This window comes from Enterococcus rotai (assembly GCF_001465345.1).
Classification (GTDB): Bacteria; Bacillota; Bacilli; order Lactobacillales; family Enterococcaceae; genus Enterococcus_L; species Enterococcus_L rotai.
The window spans coordinates 1917036-1937099 of sequence record NZ_CP013655.1; the positions used below are offsets into that span (position 1 = coordinate 1917036).

Sequence of the window (20064 nt, forward strand, 5' to 3'; positions counted from 1 at the left end):
AAAAAAACAAGATCACTCGTTTTTATGAGTGGTCTTGTTTTTGTTTCTGGACTTCTTTTGCCAAATACTCCACCGTGTAAAGTGCAGGGACTTGTGAAGTGATATCGCTATCGCCAATTCTTTCTGTTGAAATGTAATATGGAATGTTTACATCTGAAAGGGCTGCAATCGGTGACTTCTCACTATTCGTGATCGAGATGATCGAACTATCATTTGTAATAAAATGATTTAGATAATTGATGATAGCTTCATTTTCACCACTAACAGAAAGAGCAATCACGCACACATTTTTCGCCATACTTTTATTAAAAAAATTGACTGGATGGTTGATTGGGTCTTCAATATGAAAGGCCATACTGAAGATAGAAGAGAAATACAATGCACCATATTCAGCGATAATATTTGATGAGCCGGTTCCGATAAATAAAACAAGATCTTTCTCAGACAGCAGTTTCGCCGCGGCTTGAATTCGTTCTTGATAAAAAGCTTCTGTAGAACGTTGGATAAAATTGGTGAATGATGTTTCATCTACAGCGTGTGTTGTGACAGGTTCAGTCAATGATTTTCGGTATAAATTCAATTTGATTTTAAATTCAGAAAAACCTTCACAACCAAACTTTCGACAAAAACGTAAAATACTGGCAGTGCTGCTATGGGTTTCTTTGGCTAGCTCACGAATGCGCATATAGACCACTTCATCTAGGTGAGACGCAACATATTTATAAATTTCTAAGTCGATAGGACTCAAATCTGGACTGTGATCTAAGAATAACAAGATATCCACTACTTTCTTTATTGAATAATTAATAGTTGTTTAGTGTAGAAAAAAATCAGTTACCAGTTGCTCAACTAATTCTGGACATTCTAAGTTAGCTAAATGAGCAGCATTAGAAATAATTACTTTTTCAGCATGAGTAATTTTTTGATGTAAAAAAGCAGAAATTTTTTGAAAATCATCAACATCATGATCACCAATAATAATCAACACTGGGCATGTGAGCTGATCTAATTTTGTAGATAGTGGCCGAGCGGTTTGAATTTCTTCAATGGGTGATAGTGGTTCTGGCTTAGTAAAAGCTGTCATTTGCATATCAAGTATTAGCTTTTTTATGTTAGAATCGAAATATTTTGGATCACGGTCCCTAAGAACCCATGTGTGATAATTTAAATCAGCTGCTTGTTCGTACTGATTTAGTGATAATAATTGTTCCTCTTTTTCATCATATCGTTGCAATTCTTCTGAAAAATCCCATTCTCCAATAGCAGATGATTCTAATGCTAAACGTAAACAACGCTTAGGATTTTCAAGTACAAAATCTAATGCTATTTTTCCACCAAAAGAGGCTGCGAAGATGTATGTTTGTTTGATTTTTAAATGGTCTAAAAGTTCGTTAATGATCATTGTATAAGAAAATGAACCACCTGTAAATGAACTTTGACCAAAGCCTGGAAGATCAAATCGAGTGACTTGAAACTGCTGATCCAAAGAATGAAATTCATGATCCCACATTCGTGAATCAGCGATTCCAGCGTGAATTAATAAAATATGACTTCCTTGACCTTTCGATTCAAAATAAATAGTAGCACCAGAAACGTTTAAAAAAGGCATTTGATCCCTCCAATATTGTTAGTTTAGATCAAGACTATAAACAAAATGTCGGACTGGTCGTCCAGAATAATCTTTATCAAATTGTTTGATGATGATCATACCATTTTTTTCTGCAACTTTTCGAGAGGACAGGTTTGTATCTCGAATGATTGAACAAATTTTTTCAGCTTTTAATTTGTCTTTAGCATAAGCCATGCATAGTTGGCTGGCAGAACTTGCATAGCCTTTATTCCAGTACCGCTTGTTTACTAAATAGCCGATTTCTAAGAGCGGTTCATCTTCGACATCAGAATAAACAATCCCGCATTGACCGATAAAGTCTTTACTTTTTTGATCGATGATAGCCCATAGACCAAATCCGTATTCTTGATAGCTTTTTAAATTCCAGTTTAACCAATCACTTACTTGCTGTTTCGTAAAAGCTGCCTCATAGGCATACATCGTTTCTTCATCTTGTAAAATCAAGCTTAAATCCTCGAAATCATCAGATGTGAGTTCTCTTAAATAGAGTTGGTCATTTTCGATTATTCTATTCTGCATTACTTATCTCCTTTAATCCAATCTTACACTCATGATATATAAAGGTCCATATTCTCCATCAACGATTCTGTTTAGCCGTTGATACCCAGTTTTTTCATAGAGACGTTGCGCTGCTGTATTTTGTTTATTTACTGCAAGAATAATTTCATTCGCATTTGGAAAATGTAGATGAACAAATTCCGGTAATAACTGGAGCGCTTTTTCGCATAGCCTTGTCCTTGGTATCTTTGATTCGTGGAGAAGGTTCTAAGTAAAAGTGCTTGCTCATTGCTTGTATATAAGGCAACATCCTTCTTTTCATCTAAGACAAAAAAATTCGTCAAGCGATCATTAGCGATTCCTATTATCGGATAAATAAACGGATTTTTCAAAGAAAACTTGATAGGCATTTCTGGCGTTCCTGTATAGCGCAATTGTTCCTCATTTAATTGGTATTGCTGGATCATCTTTGAGAAATCGTTGGTATATTTTTGTAAGAACATGATTCAGCACATCCTTTTTTGTCGTTTCTATTATTTTAACATAGTAAAGGCTTTTATCAGAAAAAAAGAAGGTTTAAACCTTTAAATAGTGGAAGAAATGTAACAGTATCTTGGGATAATTTTAACAGACATCTGGGAGTTTGAACTCACTATTTCTTTGTATACTAGGTTCATCAAGTAATAACTGCTGCAAACAGTCGATTGACAGAGTCGCCCGTGACTTTAAATGAGAGGAGATGTCAAAGTGAACATAGAGGATGTTGCTTTGCAAAATAAGATGTACTTAACTTTTGAGCAGCAAGATAAGGCAATCAAACAACAGTTGAAAGTTATCGAAAAGCTGCAACGAAGAGTAAAGGCAGAACAACGACGGAAAAATCAACTGGCATCTCAATTAAAAAAATTAACGCAGCAGTAAAACACAAGGAGGAAATGAACAGATGACAGCATTAAGTGGAGTAGATGTAGTGTGGCGTTTTCGTTTAGCCGAAGATGAAGGAAATGAACGTGCGTGGGGGTTAGCATACAGCACAGAGAATGGTTATTCAAAATCAAAAGAAAGTGAATCAACTGTTACGAAAGATGGCAGTGTGGTCACACCAGGAGCGACTGAAACAACAGTGACGGCAACAACATTGTATAAAATCGGTTCAACTCAAATCGACAAATTGGAAACAGCAATGGATGAAAACAAACGTGTTCAGATTTGGCGTATTAATACCAAGGAAATTGGTACTGGCAATGATGAAGGCAAATTTAAAGCAAAATATTTTGAAGGCTATTTTACTTCATTTGAAGAAACTGATTCAGCAGAAAATAAAGTTGAATACTCTTTGGAGTGGGCAATCGAAGGGGCAGGTAAGAATGGTTTTGCGGCATTAGAGCTGGATACATCAGAAGGTGGCGATTATGAGTTTAAAGACACTGTAAAAGTGGAACCAAAAGCGTAATCGCAACATTTTATAACTATTATGAAAGAGGTTAATTTCTAGCCTCTTTCACATTTTATAGAGTGAGACAATTAACATAGTTTTTAAAGGTTATTTAGCTTCACAGGCTAGCTTTTCAGAAAAAAAGATAAAAATTAAGTGAGACAAAAAGAGTCTCAAGCTATTTTTCAGTCAGAGCTGAAAGATCCTGTTCAGCATTTGCTTTGAAACACAGTGAATAAAATGAGCTGATGTTGAAAAGTACAAGGTGGAGTGCAGCGGAACGTTGTTACCTTAGGAAGATAGATAAATCGTCAGTGAAACATAGGAACGTTTCAATGCCAATTTCCTGATTTTCTACAGGATTAACCGATTTGTTCCGCTTTTAAAATTAGGAGGGAAAAAATATGGAATTAATGATGAATGAAAAAACATTTGCTTGTAAATTTGGCTATGGCTTTTTAAAAGAAATCAATAAACGTTATTCAGTAGAACGTGGTGGGATGCAGTTGAAATTAGGTGTAGGTGCAATTGTTTCAAATCTACTTTTATCTGATGTAGATACTCTTTTTGAAGTTTTATTGATTGCAAATATGACAGAGAAACCTCGGATGACGGTTAAATTTTTAGAAGATTACGTTGAACAAAATGGTACAAAAAATTTGTTTGAAGAAGTGATTGATGAGCTAAAAAAGTCGGAATATACCGGGGTGATGACCAGCAAGATGTTAGAAGAAGCACAAGCGTAACCACCGTAGATTTTGATGAAGTATACGAGCAAGTTCGCTTAAACTGTTTACGTTTCTTGAAGATCGAGGATTTTAATGAAATAGATCGTTTGACGATTCCAAATTACGAACTACGTATGAAGGCCTATCAATTAAAACAGTTGGATCGACAATATGAGATTCATCTACAAGCTTGGGCAACGGTTATGGCTGGTCAAACAAGAAAAGGCAAACCTGTTTTTAGAACCTTTGATAAATTCTTCGATTATCGTAAAGCAGAAGAGCGATTATTAGGCAGACAAAAACGTACTTCTCCTGATAAAGAAAAACTTCAAAATTGGATCGCCAATTTTAATTCATAGGAAAGGAGGAGGAAGATGGAAAAAAAGATTGATGTGATAGCAGTTTTAACAGCTGTGGATAAAGAGTTTAACAAGTCTTTATCGAATGTTTTAAGTTTACTAGATAGAGTTAAATTATCAGCAGACATGCTTACAGAAAGTGTAGCCAAAATTTCTAGTGGAACTGTCACTTTTGTTGCAGTTGCAGATTCGGCAACCGCGTTAAGTGCATCATTGAGCCAAATCATCTCTCAATATATTATTTTAGCCAATGCACAAAAGGATATTATTCCAATTCAAAGCACAATGGATAATGCATCTGAAGCTACAAATGAATTATCTACTAGTTTAGAAAGAGTTACACAGAGACTGAAAGAAGCATCTGTTCTAGGTAAAGATTTTGATTCACTCTCTAATGGCTTTAAAGCATTTCAGGATTTAGCTGATGCAAGTGGTTTAAGTGATTTAAAAGAAATAATTATGGGCGTTAGTACAACATATTCAGGTCTTATATCTAAGAATGGACAACTAGGCAAATCAATCAGTGATGTCAAAGAAAAATACTCTTTGGCAAAACAAGTGATGGCAGGAAAAATGGAAGTTGATGATTCGGCATTCAAAAAACTTGATGACGGGATGCAGGGATTTGTTGAAAACATTGCTGGTACAAAGGAAAAATATGGTGCTTTTGTTTCAGATGCTAAAGAGAAAATGAACGTTTTTGGATTAGCGTTTATGGACAAAGTTCCGATTGTTGAAACATTTGGTAATAAAGTGTTAGATGCAGCTCAAAATTCAGAAACGGCTTTAGGAACAATTGTAAAAGTTGGTAGTGGTGTTGGTGATCACTTGGGAGCGTCGTTTAATGTGGGAACAAAGGCATTAGGAGGTATGGTTCAGGGACTGACTTCTGTTATGGGTGTTGCCATAAAAGCGTTAGCACCTGCAACAATAATTGGGCTTGCCTTAGCAGGACTTGGACTAGCTAATAGCCAATTTGGCGACGAGCTACAGGGGATGATTACTACTGCAATTGAAAAAGGTCCAGAAATCATTACTGGTTTTGTAAATGGAATTATTTCAAAATTGCCTGATTTAATGGCATCAGGCACACAATTGATAGCAGGATTTGCAGAAGCAATTGCTGTGAATTTACCTGTGATTATGCAAAGTGCTGTTGATTTAATCAATACTTTGGTTCAAGGTGTAATTGAGAATTTACCAACATTAATTAGCTCTGCACTAATGATTATTGAATCATTGGCGATTAGTTTGTTAGAAGCTGCACCTCAATTGTTGAATACAGGGTTAGATTTACTACTAGCATTAGTAGACGGTATTTTAGCAAATAAAGATCAAATAATTGATACGGTCACCAATATAATTGAAGCATTTACGACAAACATTACGAATAACTTACCGATGATCATTGAGAAGGGAATTGAAATTTTAACAAAATTTGCAGAAGGAATTGCTTCAGTACTACCAGCTTTAGTACCAGTGGCACTAAAGGCAATCACTACCCTAGTTCAAACACTTTCTGAAAATTTACCGAAATTGCTAGATGCAGCAGTTGAAATCGTAGGTAAGCTTTGTGAAGGATTATTGGCTAACTTACCGCAAATTTTAGCGGCAGCTGCGTCATTAATATTTGAAATTGTTAAAGGAATTGTAACGAATTTACCTAAAATTGTAGTCGCTGGAGGACAAATTATAGGTGAAATCTTGGGAGCATTGATAAAGGCTCCTGTAGAATTGTATAAAGCTGGAGAAAATATGATTAAAGGACTGATTGACGGTATTAAAGGTATGGCTAAAGATGCATTGGACGCAGTTATGAACATTGGTAAAAGTATTGGAGATGCATTTAAAGGTCTTTTCAAAATCCATTCACCATCACGTTGGATGCGAGATGAAATCGGAGCGATGTTACCCGCCGGTCTAGCTATTGGTATTGAAAGAAATGCTCATGTAGTTGACCAACCAATGGATAAATTAGCTTCTCAAATCATGCTGCCAAGCTTAGACAGTTTAGATCAACAGTTAGAAACAGTTCAAGATGTATCGATTCAATCAAGTAGTAAACAAATGATGATCCAGAGCAAACAACCTGCAACCTTCAACATCAAACTCGGCAATCAACAATTCAAAGCCTTTGTTTCCGATATTTCAGAAGCAATGGGACAAGATTCTGCTATCAATCTAGCATTTTAGAAGGAGGGAAAAAATGTATTATTTTGAAGACACAACTAAAAAAGTCCATAAAGATGATTTGATCCTTCCTTCTTCTGCGATGATGTATGACGGTGTTTATCTCGAAAAAATGATCGATGGTTATCGTACTTTAGCGGTAACAGGTAGAGAAATGCTGTCACTTACGGTAGACACGCAAGAAACCCAGGTTGGAAGTATCAAACTAAATCAAAAATTACCTGCCAGAACGCTTAAAGTAACCTATCAATTGATTGGAAAAGACGCTAAAGATGTTCAGAAAAAATACCATCAATTGATGCGTTTACTTTATAAAGAGTCTGCGATTGAGATTCGTTTTAAAGATGAATTGGATTATCACTATTATGGACAATATATGACGACAGATGAGGTGCGAGGAGATACCAATAGTATTATTGCAAGCTTTGAAATTCTGTGCACAGATCCGAAAAAATACTCTATTTTGTTGCAAACCGATGAAGCCATCACAACCTATTTACCCTATCAAACGACACCAGAAAAAATCACAGTAAGGATTGCCGCTTTTGGTCCTTTAAAGATTACAAACGGCGACCAAACAATCAAAATCACTAGTTACAATTTAAGCGCAGGTGATCAAGTTGTGTTTGATTTCTTAAAAGGAAAAGTTTTTGTAAATGAATTGGATCAAACTTTTTTACTCGATTTAGAAAGTGACTTTGAAAACTTTAGGATTAAAGAAGGTCAATCCGTTCACTGTAATAACGGTAAAATGATTCTTTCTTATCGGGAGGTACAACTATGAACAAGAGCGTTTATTTTTTTGATGAGCGGCAACATTTGCTTCGAATCGTTAAAGAAAATGAATTAGTCGAAGTGATTCAGGAAAAAGAAATTACTTCAAATAAAGCTGAATTGATGAATGATACGCTGAATGTATCAACCATCTATGACGAAGAATTAAAGCAAGCAGCTTATATGGCTGTGAAGGAAGAATCCGCTTCATATAGTTTATATAGAATTATTTTAGATAGTGAAGAGGAAAACTTGTTATCTTTTGTGGGAATTAGCTTTGCACCTGATGAGTTAGATTCCTACGTGGTTAAAAATGTCCAAGTTAAAAATGAATCGATCAAAAATACGATTCAAAAATTGTTGACAGAAACCGAATGGCGCTTGGGGAAAATTGAGTCCAATTTACCGTTACTAACAGAAGATTTTCGTTCTCTGTCTGTGCGGGATGCCTTAAAAAATATTCAAGCACAAGGTTGCGAAATCTTGTTCAAATATAAGATTGACGGTATCGGCATTACCGATAAATGGCTAGAAGTCTATCGTGAAATTGGGGAACAAAGCAAGCAACGCTTTACGTATGGTGAAAAAGCGTTAAGTATTGTGAAAGAACAAGATCGGAATCAAGTTTATACAAGTTTGATTGGACGTGGCCGCGGCGAAGAAGTTGGTGATGGTAATGGCAAACGGATCGAATTCACGAATGTAGAGTGGAAAAAAGCGAATGGCAAGCCTTTGAATAAACCCAAAGGACAAAATTGGCTAGAATTTCCCGAGATGACCAAACAATATGGTATTCCGCTAAAAAATGGTGGGATGCGGAGACGGGAAAAAGTTATTACATTTGATGATGAAGAAGATCCAGCAAAACTCCTACAAAAAACCTATGACTCACTTGTCGAGTATTCTCGTCCACTTGTTCAATTTAAAACAGAGGTTTTAGGTGGTGATACGATCGGGAATACCGTAACGATTCATCGACATGATCGAAATTATCATTATCAAACCCGTATTTTCAAAGTCAAAATCGATCGTTTAACAGGAAAAGTTGAAACAGGACTAGGCGATAATATCACGAAAAGCATTTCAAAAGCGACTTCTGATTTAAAAGGAAATGTTGATTCTTTAGAAGAGAAAAAGATGACTTTTTATGATTCAGAGGAAATTTCTAAATGGCAAGATGACATTATTCGTGGTGCTAAAGGTGGTTCGATAAAGCTGATGAACGGGATTGAAACTGGAAAATCTAATAGTCGTGAGCCATACCAACAAGTATTCATGGATGGAAACTCATTGGAAAATAGTAAGCATTTTTTAGTAATGAATTCTGAAGGAATTGGCTTTGTTAAAGATAAGTTTAGTAACAAACCTAAAACTGCTTGGACGATTGATGGTAAGTTTAATGCAGATTATATCAACACAGGAACATTGAGGGCAATTGATATCAGAGGTGTTAATATTTACGGTTCTCAATTTGAGTCAGATAGTAATGGATTTAAAGTTCATATCATTGATGGCAAGATTCGGTTTCTTGATTCAAAGACAGGCAAAGAACTAGGCGCAATCAGTCCAGCATTTTCAAATGGAAAATTAGAAGGATACACCATTATCCAAAAATCTGGCTATTCAATCAATATTGCGACTCAATCAACAGATGCAAAAAATCATGCCAATGTAATTAGTATTCCACCAGATAGCACAGCAGCTAATCCTAAGTTAGAAATTTATGGAAAAGTTGCCCTAAAAGGCGAGCTAAATATAAATGGAAAACTATTCCTCAATGGCAAAGAAATCACAGGAAACGGTAGTGGTGGCTCTGGTGGTGGCGGTGGCATACCACCCGAACTGACAACAGATCAAGAAAAAAATGCTTGGGGTATTTGGCAATTCTTTAAAAATAAAGGCTGGACGGAGCAATCTATCGCTGGAATGCTTGGGAATATCCAATCAGAATCGGGAATTATACCTGATATTGATGAATTGAGTGGTGGCGGTGGCTATGGTCTGACACAATGGACACCTAAATCTAAGCTTGTTAATTGGTGTAATGAACATGGATTGGACCATCGAACGCTTGATACTCAATGCCGACGAATTCAATGGGAAATGGAAAATAATCAACAATGGTTTCCAAATTATGAACGTCCAGATTTATCAACTATATCATTTAGAGACTTTACAAAATTGTCAGATGTTAGACTAGCAGCAGAATATTTTATTGCATTTTATGAACATCCTAAATACCCAAATCAACCAATTAGAGCGCAGCAAGCCCAATACTGGTATGACAAATTAAGAAACTTAAAACCAGGATCAACTACAGGTGCTGCTGGTTTAGCTCATTTAGAAACGTTATACAAACAACCATTGGGCAATGGGCAATGTTACGCTGTATCCGCAGAGTATTCTGGATTTTTAGGTGGTTGTGGCTTAGGTGCTAACACTGGCTACCCATTAAGTCATGTAATTGGTGATACCGAAGCAGCTGCAGAAATTGGTAGTGGCTATGCTTGGGGTGCAGTTGGTTGGAAAGTTATTTTTAACCCAACACATCAACAATTAGTAACAGGAGCAATCATCAATTGGCGACGCGGCGGAAATATCGGAGGTTTTACAGTCGACAGTAGGTATGGTCATACAGGTGTTATTCGTGGGATAACAAATGAAGGCTTTCAAACTTATGAACAAAATATAGGATTAGGGCAAGTCGTTGGAAAATACGAACGTCCATGGATCGGGGCAAGCGAAATCAGTTCGATCGTCATCCCGCCAAAATAAGCAATTTTTAGAAAGGAGTGAGTAAATGTCAATTATATATCCAATTTTTTTATCGATCACACAACCAAACGACAATATTCCATCAATCATGATTCGCCAATTTGACGAAGGAACGCAAGTCTTGGATGTGACGATCACGGAACACGGTAAACCAAAAGACATTTCAAATTTAACCCCATTTTTCTGCGTCAAACAAGGACACCATGCCGGACTTGGTTTGTCTGAGCAAAAAGTCACGAAAATCATTGATGCAAAAAAAGGTAAACTACAATACACATTAACCAATTATGATATGCAAAATACAGGAGAAAATACAGCCTACTTCAGTTTTAGGGAACTTCAAAAAGACCTCAGTTGGCGACAACAATTTTCCACTCGAGATTTTGCTTACCAAGTTAAAGAAAGTATTTACGATGAGGGGATCAAAGACAGTAACTACATTTGGACATTTGAAGAGATTTTACGCTATTTCACAGAATGGGTGAAAACCTGCCAAGAGATTTATGATGACTGGTATCTAGTCGCACAAGAAGAGCTACAGCGCATCATTGCAGAGTTTCAGACATGGATCACAACCAGTCAACAGCGCTATGATCAATGGACGGAAGTTCAACGAGCTACATTTGATCAATGGTTTGCTACAATCAAAGGGATTTTAGACGAAAATGTTGCAGGAAACCTTTTGAATTTGATTGAAGAGCTAAAACAAGCGCATTTTACGTTGAAAAGTGGAGAGACAGGTGTTCTTAGAACAATTCGCGATGATAAGTTTAGCTTGAATCATACTGTAACTAAAGTAAGAACCGTTACTCATAAAAAAGAAACATCGGCTTTGGTTATAGCTGAGATCGACAGTCAAAAGCAAAATACGTTCTTTATTCGAAAGGTGGGATCAGTATAATGGCTCATGAAGTAGAGATCAAAAAAGTCATGGAAACAGATGAAGCAGGCGTACAACGTCAAGTATTTCCCGAGACGCATGTTAGTGCAATCCTCGGTTTAGATAAAATCGAAACAGTAGGAGCCGGCGTAACGTCGATCAACGGAAAAACGGGCGATATTACATTAACGGCCAAGGATTTAGGAGTTAAAGGCACAAATATCACAATAGATAAGGTGGGAACAGTATGACAGATATCGTTGAATTAAAAAGTGATGGAGCTGTTGTTTATCCTAAAACACACGTCAGTGCAGTTGAAGGGATCACAACAATCAAAGGTGAAAAAGGAGATACAGGTCCTGCAGGGCCACAAGGTGCAGTTGGAGCAACAGGAGCGGTTGGTCCACAAGGTTTAAAAGGTGCTACTGGAGCTACAGGTCCTCAAGGTCCAGCTGGAACAAACGCAACAACAACAGCTGCAGCAACACAAACAGTCAATGGACTAATGAGTGCCGCGGATAAGAAAAAATTAGATACATTACCAACAATAACATTTAGTAAGGTGGGAGCAGTATAATGGCAGATATTGTACAATTAGAAGAAAAAGGAAATTTACTTTACCCGAAGACGCATACAAGTGCGATTGATGGTTTTGATGAGACAGTGGTGAAAAAGACTGGGAATGAAGATATTGCAGGAGTTAAGAATTTTAAAGATGGTATACAAGTGAATAACCGTGAGATAGTTAATAAAACTTATTTTAAAGAAATTACTAATGCTGATAGAACAGGTAATGCAGCTTCGTTTGGTAATTTATACGGTAATATTTATAGAGTAGGCAATTTAGTCAAATTACAACTAAGAATTAATTTGATAAGCAATAACAATGATGGGCAAATGATTTACAAACTACCTAAAGGATACAAAATGATAGATCAACATGCAGAAAATTTTTATATTACGCCATGTAGTTGTATAATGTGGAATACAGTTAGCCGTTCTAAACTTTGGGGATTTGTCGAATGGAATAAAGGTGATAGCGGTTTACGATTTTTTACTGGAGATGTAAATACCGGAAATTCTTACGTTGAAGCAACTTGGATTACAAATGATCCGTACCCGATTGATGATAAGTTTGTATAAATGAGGCGACCCAACTATTAGATGAAATCTAATAGTTGGGTCATTTTTTTTAGTAAAGAATGGTGTTTCTTAGAATATTTTTTATAAAAATTTTTCTTGACCACTTCACGATACCTGTCGTACTATAGTTAGGAACCGAACTATTAAAAAAGGAGGTAAATCATGGACAGAAAAATCGGTCTAAAAATCAGAATATTAGCCAACGAACTTAACCGAAAAGCAGCAGAAATTTTAAAAGAAGACGATGGCGAAGCATCCTCAAGCATCCAAATGCGCATCCTCAATTTTATCCACCGTCGCAACAGCCAACAAGTACCGGTCTACCAAAAAGACATAGAACAAGAATTTGACATTCGGCGCTCCACTGCTACAGGCGTTTTACAAACAATGGAAAAACGCTTATTTATCGAAAGAAGCAGTTGCAAAGAAGACAATCGCTACAAAACAATCATATTGACTGAACTCGGTCAACAAAAGGTCAAAGAAAACATCGTGAAGCTACATAAATTCGATGAGTTACTCGTTCAAGGGATCCCAGAAGAAGAACTGGTAATCTTTTTTAAATTATTGGACAAACTTTCTGAGAACAGTAAAAAAATATCAAAAGAAGGCGAGTTGATTACGTGATAAAAAAACTGATCGCCAATATAGGCGTTTACAAGAAAGAAAGTATCATTACGCCATTGTACGTAACTGGGGAAGTTATTTTAGACATCATTATCCCTTTAGTCATGGCAATGATGATCGATAGTGGGATTGAAAAAGGGGACACCAAAGCGATTTTAATGTATGGAGCGATTTTATTTATTTGTGCAATTATTGCGTTATTTTTTGGTGCGATGTCAGGTCGTTATGCGGCTGTTGCTTCGGCTGGATTTGCGAAAAATTTACGAGATCAATTGTTTGTTCGAATCCAAGGTTTTTCCTTTTCAAACATTGATCGTTTTTCTACCTCAAGTTTGATCACACGAATGACAACAGACGTGACGAATGTCCAAAACGCGTATCAAATGATTATTCGACTTTTAGTCCGTAGTCCATTGATCATGATTTTTTCATTAGCGATGGCGTATAGTATCAACAAGGATCTGTCTTTGATTTATTTAGGTGTTGTACCGTTTTTGATGATCGGTTTAGCGCTCGTTATTTATTTTGCTCATCCTAATTTCAATAAAGTTTTTCGTATTTACGATAAATTAAATAACGTAGTTCAAGAAAACTTGCAAGGAATTCGGGTCGTTAAATCTTATGTAAGAGAAGACCATGAAGACGAGAAATTCAAAACGGTTTCTAAAGATATTTACAAAACCTTCTCAAAAGCCCAAAGTATTGTTGCCTTCAATAATCCGATTTTACAGTTTGCCGTATATACCTGTATGTTGTTGATTTCTTGGTTGGGAGCAAAATTTGTCGTTGGCAGTACGTTGACTACTGGTGAATTGGTCAGCATGTTTACGTATACAATGCAGATTTTAATGAGTTTAAACATGTTATCAATGGTTTTTGTGATTGTTCTTATCGCACGAACTTCAGCTGAGCGAATCACAGAAGTTTTATCTGAAGAAAGTGATTTAAAAAATAATGAAAACCCACTTTATGAAATTCCAGATGGTTCGGTTCGCTTTCATGATGTTTGTTTTAGCTATGCCAATGATCTTGAAAAACTAGCCTTGATGCATGCGAATATGGAAATCAAATCGGGTGAAGTTATCGGAATCGTTGGTGGAACGGGGAGTTCTAAATCAACATTGGTTCAGCTGATCCCAAGACTATATGATGTTACTCAAGGATCAGTCGAAGTTGGCGGACACGATGTACGGCATTATGATCTGAAATCATTGCGTGATCAAGTCAGCATGGTGTTGCAAAATAATGTGCTATTTACAGGAACGATCAAAGAAAATTTACGTTGGGGAAATGAAGATGCTACAGATGAAGATTTAATCAGAGTCTGTAAGATTGCGCAAGCGGATAGTTTTATCCAAGAATTTCCTGATAAATATGATACGTTGATTTCGCAAGGAGGAAATAACGTTTCTGGTGGACAAAAGCAACGTTTATGTATTGCCAGAGCCTTATTGAAGAAACCCAAAATTTTGATTTTAGATGATTCAACAAGTGCGGTTGATACTAAAACAGATCGGTTGATCCGTGAAGGAATGCGTCAAGAGATTCCAGGGACAACAACGTTTATCATCGGACAACGAGTGTCGTCTGTTCAAGATTCTGATCGGATCATTGTGATGGATAAAGGCTTGATCAATGAAATTGGAACGCATGATGAATTATTAGCGAATAATCAGATTTATCAAGAAGTTTATGAATCTCAAGCGAAAGGATTTGGTGAAGAGGATGCGTGATGAACAACAAGGAATTCGTAAAAATCAAAATCCTTTGAAAACGTTGAAACGCTTATTTGCCTACATGTTTAGACAAAATAAGTTTCTTCTGGTACTAGTGCTGCTACTCATTTTTTTAAGCACGTTTGCCAATGTTCGAGGTTCTTTATTTTTACAAGTAGTGATCGATGATTACATTACTCCGCTACTTGGACAAAGTAACCCCAATTTCTCTGGATTGTTAAAAGCAATCACAACGATGGCGCTGATTTATGTTGTTGGGATCATATCGAATCTATGCTCTAATTTGATCATGGTGCGGATCAGTGAAGGGACCCAAAAAACGATTCGAGATGAAATGTTTACCCATCTTGAAACCTTGCCGATTGGTTATTTTGATTCAAATTCTGATGGTGATATCATGAGTCATTTCACGAATGATACAGATACCTTACGGCAGATGATTTCTCAAAGTATTCCGAATTTAGTGATGGCCGTGGTTAGTTTTGTCAGTGTATTTATTGCGATGTTTACGATCAGTGTTCCCTTGACTTTGGTTGTGATTGTTTCTGTTTCGATCATGATCGTGACAATTCGGATGATTGCCGGACGTAGTAGCCGTTATTTTGGCAAACAACAAAGAGATCTCGGCAGTGTTAATGGTTATATTGAAGAAATCATGCATGGTCAAAAAGTAGTGAAAATATTTAATCATGAGCCACAAACGATCAAACAATTTAAAGAAATCAATGAAGAATTACGGCAAAGTGCGACTAAAGCGAATAAATACGCGAATAGTTTAATGCCGATCATGATGAACTTGCTAAATATACAGTATGTACTTTTAGCAGTTGTTGGCGGAATTTTTTCAGTATACGGTGTTTCAGGTCTAACCATTGGGATGATTGCGTCTTTTCTTCAATTAAGTCGTTCATTGAATATGCCGATCAGTCAAGTTTCTCAACAAATCAATTTTGTGATCATGGCTTTAGCAGGAGCCGATCGTATCTTTAGTTTAATTGATGAAAAACCAGAAGTAGATGATGGCTATGTAACATTGGTGAATGTAACGCGAGAAGCTGGAGATCTTGTTGAAAGTGAAGCGAGAACAGGAATCTGGGCTTGGAAGCATCCTCATGCAGACGGTACTGTCACCTATACTGAATTAACTGGAGATGTGCGGTTTGAAGATGTTTCTTTTGGTTACACAGAAAAAAATCGTGTCTTAAAAGATATCAATCTTTATGCAGAACCAGGACAAAAAGTCGCCTTTGTTGGGGCTACCGGGGCAGGTAAAACGACAATCACCAACTTGATCAATCGCTTTTATGATATTCAAGAAGGCAAAATTCGCTATGATGGAATCAATGTGAAAAAGATTAAAAAGAGCTCGTTGAGAAGGTCGTTAGGGATTGTTTTGCAGGACACTCATTTATTTACCGGAACGATTCGGGAAAATATTCGTTATGGTAAGCTAGATGCATCAGATAGTGATGTGATTAACGCAGCACAACTGGCCAATGCCGAGGATTTCATTAATAATCTACCGAATAAATACGATACGGTGATCACGGGTGATGGCGAAGGTTTGTCACAAGGGCAACGCCAGTTATTGTCTATCGCACGAGCAGCTATTGCAGATCCACCTGTTATGATTTTGGATGAAGCAACATCTAGTATTGATACTAGAACAGAAAAGCATGTGCAAGCTGGAATGGACCGTTTGATGAAAGGCAGAACCGTATTTGTTATCGCTCATCGCTTATCGACGATTCAAAATTCAGATGCGATTATGGTGATGGATCATGGCCGGATTATTGAACGGGGCAGTCATGAAGATTTACTTGAAGAAAAAGGCATTTACCATCAACTCTATACAGGCAAAGTAGAGCTTTCATAGCTTGAAAGTAGAAAATAAAAAAACACCAACTGTTAGAAAAATTCTAATAGTTGGTGTTTTCTTGATATAAACGTTTAAAATAATACGCCAAGAGAGATTCGAACTCCCGACCGCTCGCTTAGAAGGCGAGTGCTCTATCCAGCTGAGCTATTGGCGCAAAATGTTAACGCAACAGAATTTATTATAATGAACATACATAACAAAGTCAATCATAAATTAGAAATAACAACAAAAAAATTTGAAAAGAAGTTTATAGAAGAGAAAAGTCAAGTTTTCATTGACTCAGTATTCTTATTTTGATACAATATTAATGTTGTAATTGTGGACTCCACAGCTACAACCGCACAGAACAAGTTTTTAAGCATGACAATCTTGTTGTCACTTGGGATGGCGAGTCTAAGTCTAGAAGAAGGAGGTGCTGTATAGCATGTACGCAATTATCAAAACTGGTGGTAAACAAGTAAAAGTTGAGGTAGGTCAAGCAATTTACGTTGAAAAATTAGACGTAGAAGCTGGCGAAAAAGTTGTTTTTGACGAAGTTATCTTAGTGGGTGGCGAATCTACGAAAGTAGGAGCTCCAACTGTAGCAGGTGCAACTGTCGAAGGAACTGTAGAAAAACACGGCAAACAAAAGAAAGTCGTAACTTTCAAATACAAACCTAAAAAACACACTCACCGCAAACAAGGTCACCGTCAACCATATACAAAAGTTGTAATCAACGCAATCAACGCATAATTCTTTTAAGTTGCATAGGAAAGAGGCCTATCAATGATTAAAAGTTCTTTTAAGCGAAATGACGCAGGTCAAATCGTTTCTTTTGAAGTCTCAGGGCATGCAGAATCTGGTCCATATGGCAGTGATATCGTTTGTGCAGCTGTGTCTGCTTTAACGATCAGTACTGTCAATGGAATTGATGCGCTAGCTGGATTTGAACCGATTGTTGAAACTAACGAAGATGAAGGTGGTTACCTTTATGTTGAAATGATTTCAAATGCCAATCAGGAACAAACCAACATTGCCCAAATTCTCTTGGAAAATCTTTTATTAGGTTTACAAGCGATCGAGCAAGAAAGTCTTGAATTTATTCAAGTCAAAACCATAAATGAAAAATAGGAGGTGCAGACTATGTTATTAACTATGAATTTACAATTATTCGCCCACAAAAAAGGTGGAGGTTCTACTTCCAACGGACGTGATTCAGAATCTAAACGCCTAGGCGCTAAAAGTGCTGATGGACAAACTGTTACTGGTGGATCAATTTTATACCGTCAACGCGGAACTAAAATTTACCCAGGAGCAAACGTAGGTATCGGCGGAGACGACACTTTATTTGCTAAAGTTGACGGTGTAGTACGTTTCGAACGTAAAGGCCGCGACAAAAAACAAGTGTCTGTTTACCCAGTAGCTCAATAATAATTGAACTTAATAGCTCTATCTCTTGTTAAACAAGAGATAGAGCTTTTTTATTTCATATAAAAAATGCTTAAAATATAATCAAAAAGATATAACAGAACCATTGAACATTGAAATAAAGACATAAACCATCAGAATCACAATTAAAATCAGCGATAGTATAAGTGGGAAAACAGTTGCTCCTTTTTTCTTTTCCCAACTATAAGTCGCTTTTTTAGACCTACCACCAAAAATTGAAAATAATACTAAAATTAAAACTGCAATCAATACTATTTCCATAATAAGTCCTTGTTGTAAACGCATATCATTTATAAAAGTAAAACCTACATACATCATTTTTATTCTCCAATCATTTTAACTTTATTTTATCACAAAATAGCTGGAATAAATCAAGGATAATGGTTTTTAATAGATTGGAATAGTTCATTTGTTCTCTATTTCGTCTTCTTCAAAAATTATTTTTGGATTTTTCTCTAAAATTAAAAAAATTTAACTTACGAGAATTTTTTTTTTATGATAGCATAAACTCTGCTACAAAAATTAAAGGAGAGTGTTTTATGCCGCAAAACAAAAAAGAAGGATTATTTTTCACGACGATTGTCTGTTTTTCTATGGTGATTATAATGAGTGCTTACAATCTTTTATTACATGGTCAATTTTCGTTAAGTAATTTATTCGGTGGATTAGTGCCAGGATTTATCGTAGCATTTCTATTAGATGTTTTAGTCGTTTCATCACCTGCGAAGAAAATTGCGTTTGCTTTACCTGTTAATAAAGAGAAAAAAATCCATCTGATCATTGCTGTTTCTAGCTGTATGGTTTTAGGAATGGTCTTTTTTATGTCAATGTATGGTGTCCTTATGCAGTTTGGCTTTACAGAAAATTTCTTGAATTATTATCTTGGTGCGTTTGCTAAAAATTTGATTATGGCTTTACCTTTACAACTACTTGTAGTTGGACCGGTTTGTAGAATGATTTTAAGTGTAAGTCGCCAAAGTAATTGGTTACAAGAGAGCAATGAATTGAATGACTAAATTAATAAGTAGGACAGAATGGAACTTCGTTTTGTTCTGCTTTTTGAGTTTTAAAAGAAAAAATCAGAAGGAAAAGGGTATAATTTTCCAATAAAGCAATAATATTGTTATAATTAGTAGAATCTTGATCAATAGGAGGACCTCAGCAATGGAAATACATGAGAGAATTGTCAGGTTATTAAATTCAAGTACAGTATTTTTGATTTCAACAATTGATCAGCGTGATTTTCCAACGGTGATTACTGTTTCTGAACCGTTATGGAGAGAAGGGCTATTAAAGCTACAATTTTATTTGGATGGAAATGGTGAAACAGTTAAAAATATTCGATGTAATCCAAACGGCTCTGTCTGTTGCTATGAAGAAATTGAACATGAAAGCTTGCTTTTAAAAGGGAAATTTATAATTGAAGAGATTGAGTCATTAGACGAAATCGAACCCAAGTTGTCAGCATATCAGAAAGAATTGAATCATGTAAAACCTGTACTGGTCAATTTTGAAACATGGACAGCTAGGATACATATGGATAAAAAAACAAAAGACATTATCGTTTAAAGAATGAAAAAGAGCAGGTCTAACATAATAAGCTATATAGAGAGTTGAGAGGAGTAATAGCTCAACTCTTTTTCTATTGTTCCAGTGCAAGCGTCCTTCTTAAACAAATATAGAGGTTCTTCGCTTTTTCTTAATACATCTTCATACATTCTTCGCAGATTTTTATGTTTGAGTTAAGTTCTTTTGGGTATAGTTTTATCATCACTTAATAATAAAGCAAAGGGGGAATGGTCATGTACGCTGTAAAAGTATTACATGGATATATTGGTAAGGACGGGCAACGTACAAGGGATAAAAATCGTGTTCGAATCTTTCCAAATAAACATTATGCAGAAAAATTTGCCGATAAAATCGGCGGTCGAGTAAAAATACTTAGCTAAATGAAGACAATAACAGGAAACGAGTAGAGTTT

25 protein-coding genes, 1 tRNA gene and 1 other annotated feature are annotated in these 20064 nt (G+C 36.1%); of the genes, 20 read left to right on the forward strand and 6 right to left on the reverse strand.

The annotated features are described in order from the left end of the window. Positions 1-22: 22 nt before the first annotated feature. The 4 genes from ATZ35_RS08815 to ATZ35_RS08830 all read right to left on the reverse strand — a co-directional run bounded on the left by ATZ35_RS08815 (position 23) and on the right by ATZ35_RS08830 (position 2631). Positions 23-775, reverse strand: coding sequence for a MurR/RpiR family transcriptional regulator (locus tag ATZ35_RS08815; protein ID WP_208930452.1), 753 nt, complete (start codon positions 773-775; stop codon positions 23-25). 39 nt (positions 776-814) lie between these two features. Next, entirely contained in the window at positions 815-1609 is a 795-nt protein-coding gene (locus tag ATZ35_RS08820; RefSeq protein ID WP_208926930.1) for an alpha/beta fold hydrolase, read from the reverse strand. 18 nt (positions 1610-1627) lie between these two features. Beyond that, complete coding sequence (locus tag ATZ35_RS08825; protein WP_208926931.1) at positions 1628-2149, reverse strand: GNAT family N-acetyltransferase; 522 nt, start codon at positions 2147-2149, stop codon at positions 1628-1630. 128 nt (positions 2150-2277) lie between these two features. After that, a complete protein-coding gene (locus ATZ35_RS08830) occupies positions 2278-2631 on the reverse strand; it encodes a hypothetical protein (RefSeq protein ID WP_244148134.1) in 354 nt (117 codons plus the stop codon). 244 nt (positions 2632-2875) lie between these two features. On the opposite strand from ATZ35_RS08830, the gene ATZ35_RS08835 reads away from it, so the two are divergent. The 14 genes from ATZ35_RS08835 (at position 2876) to ATZ35_RS08900 (ending at position 16651) form a co-directional block, all read left to right on the forward strand. Beyond that, positions 2876-3049, forward strand: coding sequence for a hypothetical protein (locus ATZ35_RS08835; RefSeq protein ID WP_244148135.1), 174 nt, complete (start codon positions 2876-2878; stop codon positions 3047-3049). A 22-nt stretch (positions 3050-3071) separates the two neighbouring features. Then, the gene (locus tag ATZ35_RS08840) at positions 3072-3581 is read left to right on the forward strand and encodes a phage major tail protein, TP901-1 family (RefSeq protein WP_086280013.1); all 510 of its coding nucleotides are present in this window, start codon (positions 3072-3074) and stop codon (positions 3579-3581) included. Between the two features lie 386 nt (positions 3582-3967). After that, positions 3968-4309, forward strand: a complete 342-nt coding sequence (locus tag ATZ35_RS08845; protein WP_208926933.1) for a tail assembly chaperone — start codon at positions 3968-3970, stop codon at positions 4307-4309. 56 nt (positions 4310-4365) lie between these two features. After that, positions 4366-4650 (forward strand): hypothetical protein, encoded by a 285-nt coding sequence (locus ATZ35_RS08850; protein ID WP_086444995.1) that lies wholly within the window; start codon positions 4366-4368, stop codon positions 4648-4650. Positions 4651-4665: 15 nt separating this feature from the next. Next, on the forward strand, positions 4666-6843 hold the full coding sequence (locus ATZ35_RS08855; RefSeq protein WP_208926934.1) for a phage tail protein: 2178 nt from the start codon (positions 4666-4668) through the stop codon (positions 6841-6843). Positions 6844-6856: 13 nt separating this feature from the next. After that, a complete protein-coding gene (locus tag ATZ35_RS08860; protein WP_208926935.1) occupies positions 6857-7624 on the forward strand; it encodes a distal tail protein Dit in 768 nt (255 codons plus the stop codon). After that, positions 7621-10389, forward strand: coding sequence for a phage tail spike protein (locus ATZ35_RS08865; protein WP_208926936.1), 2769 nt, complete (start codon positions 7621-7623; stop codon positions 10387-10389). Before ATZ35_RS08860 ends, ATZ35_RS08865 begins: the two co-directional genes overlap by 4 nt. Positions 10390-10414: 25 nt before the next feature. Next, positions 10415-11290: a phage baseplate upper protein gene (locus tag ATZ35_RS08870; RefSeq protein ID WP_208926937.1), complete on the forward strand. Its 876-nt coding sequence runs from the start codon at positions 10415-10417 to the stop codon at positions 11288-11290. Then, positions 11290-11520 (forward strand): hypothetical protein, encoded by a 231-nt coding sequence (locus tag ATZ35_RS08875; RefSeq protein WP_208926938.1) that lies wholly within the window; start codon positions 11290-11292, stop codon positions 11518-11520. The genes ATZ35_RS08870 and ATZ35_RS08875 overlap by 1 nt, the downstream gene beginning before the upstream one ends. Next, positions 11517-11846: a collagen-like protein gene (locus tag ATZ35_RS08880; protein ID WP_208926939.1), complete on the forward strand. Its 330-nt coding sequence runs from the start codon at positions 11517-11519 to the stop codon at positions 11844-11846. The genes ATZ35_RS08875 and ATZ35_RS08880 overlap by 4 nt, the downstream gene beginning before the upstream one ends. Then, complete coding sequence (locus ATZ35_RS08885; RefSeq protein WP_010762825.1) at positions 11846-12412, forward strand: hypothetical protein; 567 nt, start codon at positions 11846-11848, stop codon at positions 12410-12412. The genes ATZ35_RS08880 and ATZ35_RS08885 overlap by 1 nt, the downstream gene beginning before the upstream one ends. A 162-nt stretch (positions 12413-12574) precedes the next feature. Next, positions 12575-13039 carry a MarR family winged helix-turn-helix transcriptional regulator gene (locus ATZ35_RS08890; RefSeq protein WP_208926940.1) on the forward strand — a complete coding sequence of 155 codons (465 nt, stop codon included), beginning with the start codon at positions 12575-12577 and terminating at the stop codon, positions 13037-13039. After that, entirely contained in the window at positions 13036-14772 is a 1737-nt protein-coding gene (locus ATZ35_RS08895; protein WP_208926941.1) for an ABC transporter ATP-binding protein, read from the forward strand. The genes ATZ35_RS08890 and ATZ35_RS08895 overlap by 4 nt, the downstream gene beginning before the upstream one ends. Continuing rightward, positions 14765-16651 carry an ABC transporter ATP-binding protein gene (locus ATZ35_RS08900; protein WP_208926942.1) on the forward strand — a complete coding sequence of 629 codons (1887 nt, stop codon included), beginning with the start codon at positions 14765-14767 and terminating at the stop codon, positions 16649-16651. Before ATZ35_RS08895 ends, ATZ35_RS08900 begins: the two co-directional genes overlap by 8 nt. An 83-nt stretch (positions 16652-16734) precedes the next feature. Here the strand turns inward: ATZ35_RS08900 and ATZ35_RS08905 are convergent. Beyond that, a tRNA-Arg gene (locus ATZ35_RS08905) sits at positions 16735-16808 on the reverse strand. Positions 16809-16979: 171 nt separating this feature from the next. Beyond that, positions 16980-17059: a sequence feature (ribosomal protein L21 leader region), on the forward strand. A 19-nt stretch (positions 17060-17078) separates the two neighbouring features. Between ATZ35_RS08905 and rplU the strand changes: the two genes are divergently transcribed. The 3 genes from rplU to rpmA are packed head-to-tail and all read left to right on the forward strand — an operon-like array spanning position 17079 to position 18065. Beyond that, positions 17079-17387, forward strand: a complete 309-nt coding sequence (gene rplU, locus ATZ35_RS08910) for a 50S ribosomal protein L21 (protein ID WP_010762829.1) — start codon at positions 17079-17081, stop codon at positions 17385-17387. 33 nt (positions 17388-17420) lie between these two features. Then, positions 17421-17765, forward strand: a complete 345-nt coding sequence (locus ATZ35_RS08915) for a ribosomal-processing cysteine protease Prp (RefSeq protein WP_208926943.1) — start codon at positions 17421-17423, stop codon at positions 17763-17765. A 12-nt stretch (positions 17766-17777) separates the two neighbouring features. Then, positions 17778-18065, forward strand: coding sequence for a 50S ribosomal protein L27 (gene rpmA / locus ATZ35_RS08920; protein ID WP_010764016.1), 288 nt, complete (start codon positions 17778-17780; stop codon positions 18063-18065). An 81-nt stretch (positions 18066-18146) separates the two neighbouring features. Here rpmA and ATZ35_RS08925 read toward each other — a convergent pair whose 3' ends face one another. Further along, a complete protein-coding gene (locus ATZ35_RS08925; protein WP_244148136.1) occupies positions 18147-18401 on the reverse strand; it encodes a hypothetical protein in 255 nt (84 codons plus the stop codon). A 221-nt stretch (positions 18402-18622) separates the two neighbouring features. Between ATZ35_RS08925 and ATZ35_RS08930 the strand changes: the two genes are divergently transcribed. The 3 genes from ATZ35_RS08930 (at position 18623) to ATZ35_RS08940 (ending at position 20032) form a co-directional block, all read left to right on the forward strand. Next, positions 18623-19099 carry a DUF2798 domain-containing protein gene (locus tag ATZ35_RS08930; RefSeq protein WP_208926944.1) on the forward strand — a complete coding sequence of 159 codons (477 nt, stop codon included), beginning with the start codon at positions 18623-18625 and terminating at the stop codon, positions 19097-19099. Positions 19100-19247: 148 nt separating this feature from the next. Continuing rightward, positions 19248-19652 (forward strand): pyridoxamine 5'-phosphate oxidase family protein, encoded by a 405-nt coding sequence (locus ATZ35_RS08935; RefSeq protein ID WP_086280063.1) that lies wholly within the window; start codon positions 19248-19250, stop codon positions 19650-19652. Positions 19653-19885: 233 nt separating this feature from the next. After that, positions 19886-20032, forward strand: a complete 147-nt coding sequence (locus ATZ35_RS08940) for a hypothetical protein (RefSeq protein ID WP_208926945.1) — start codon at positions 19886-19888, stop codon at positions 20030-20032. The last annotated feature ends 32 nt before the right edge of the window (positions 20033-20064 follow it).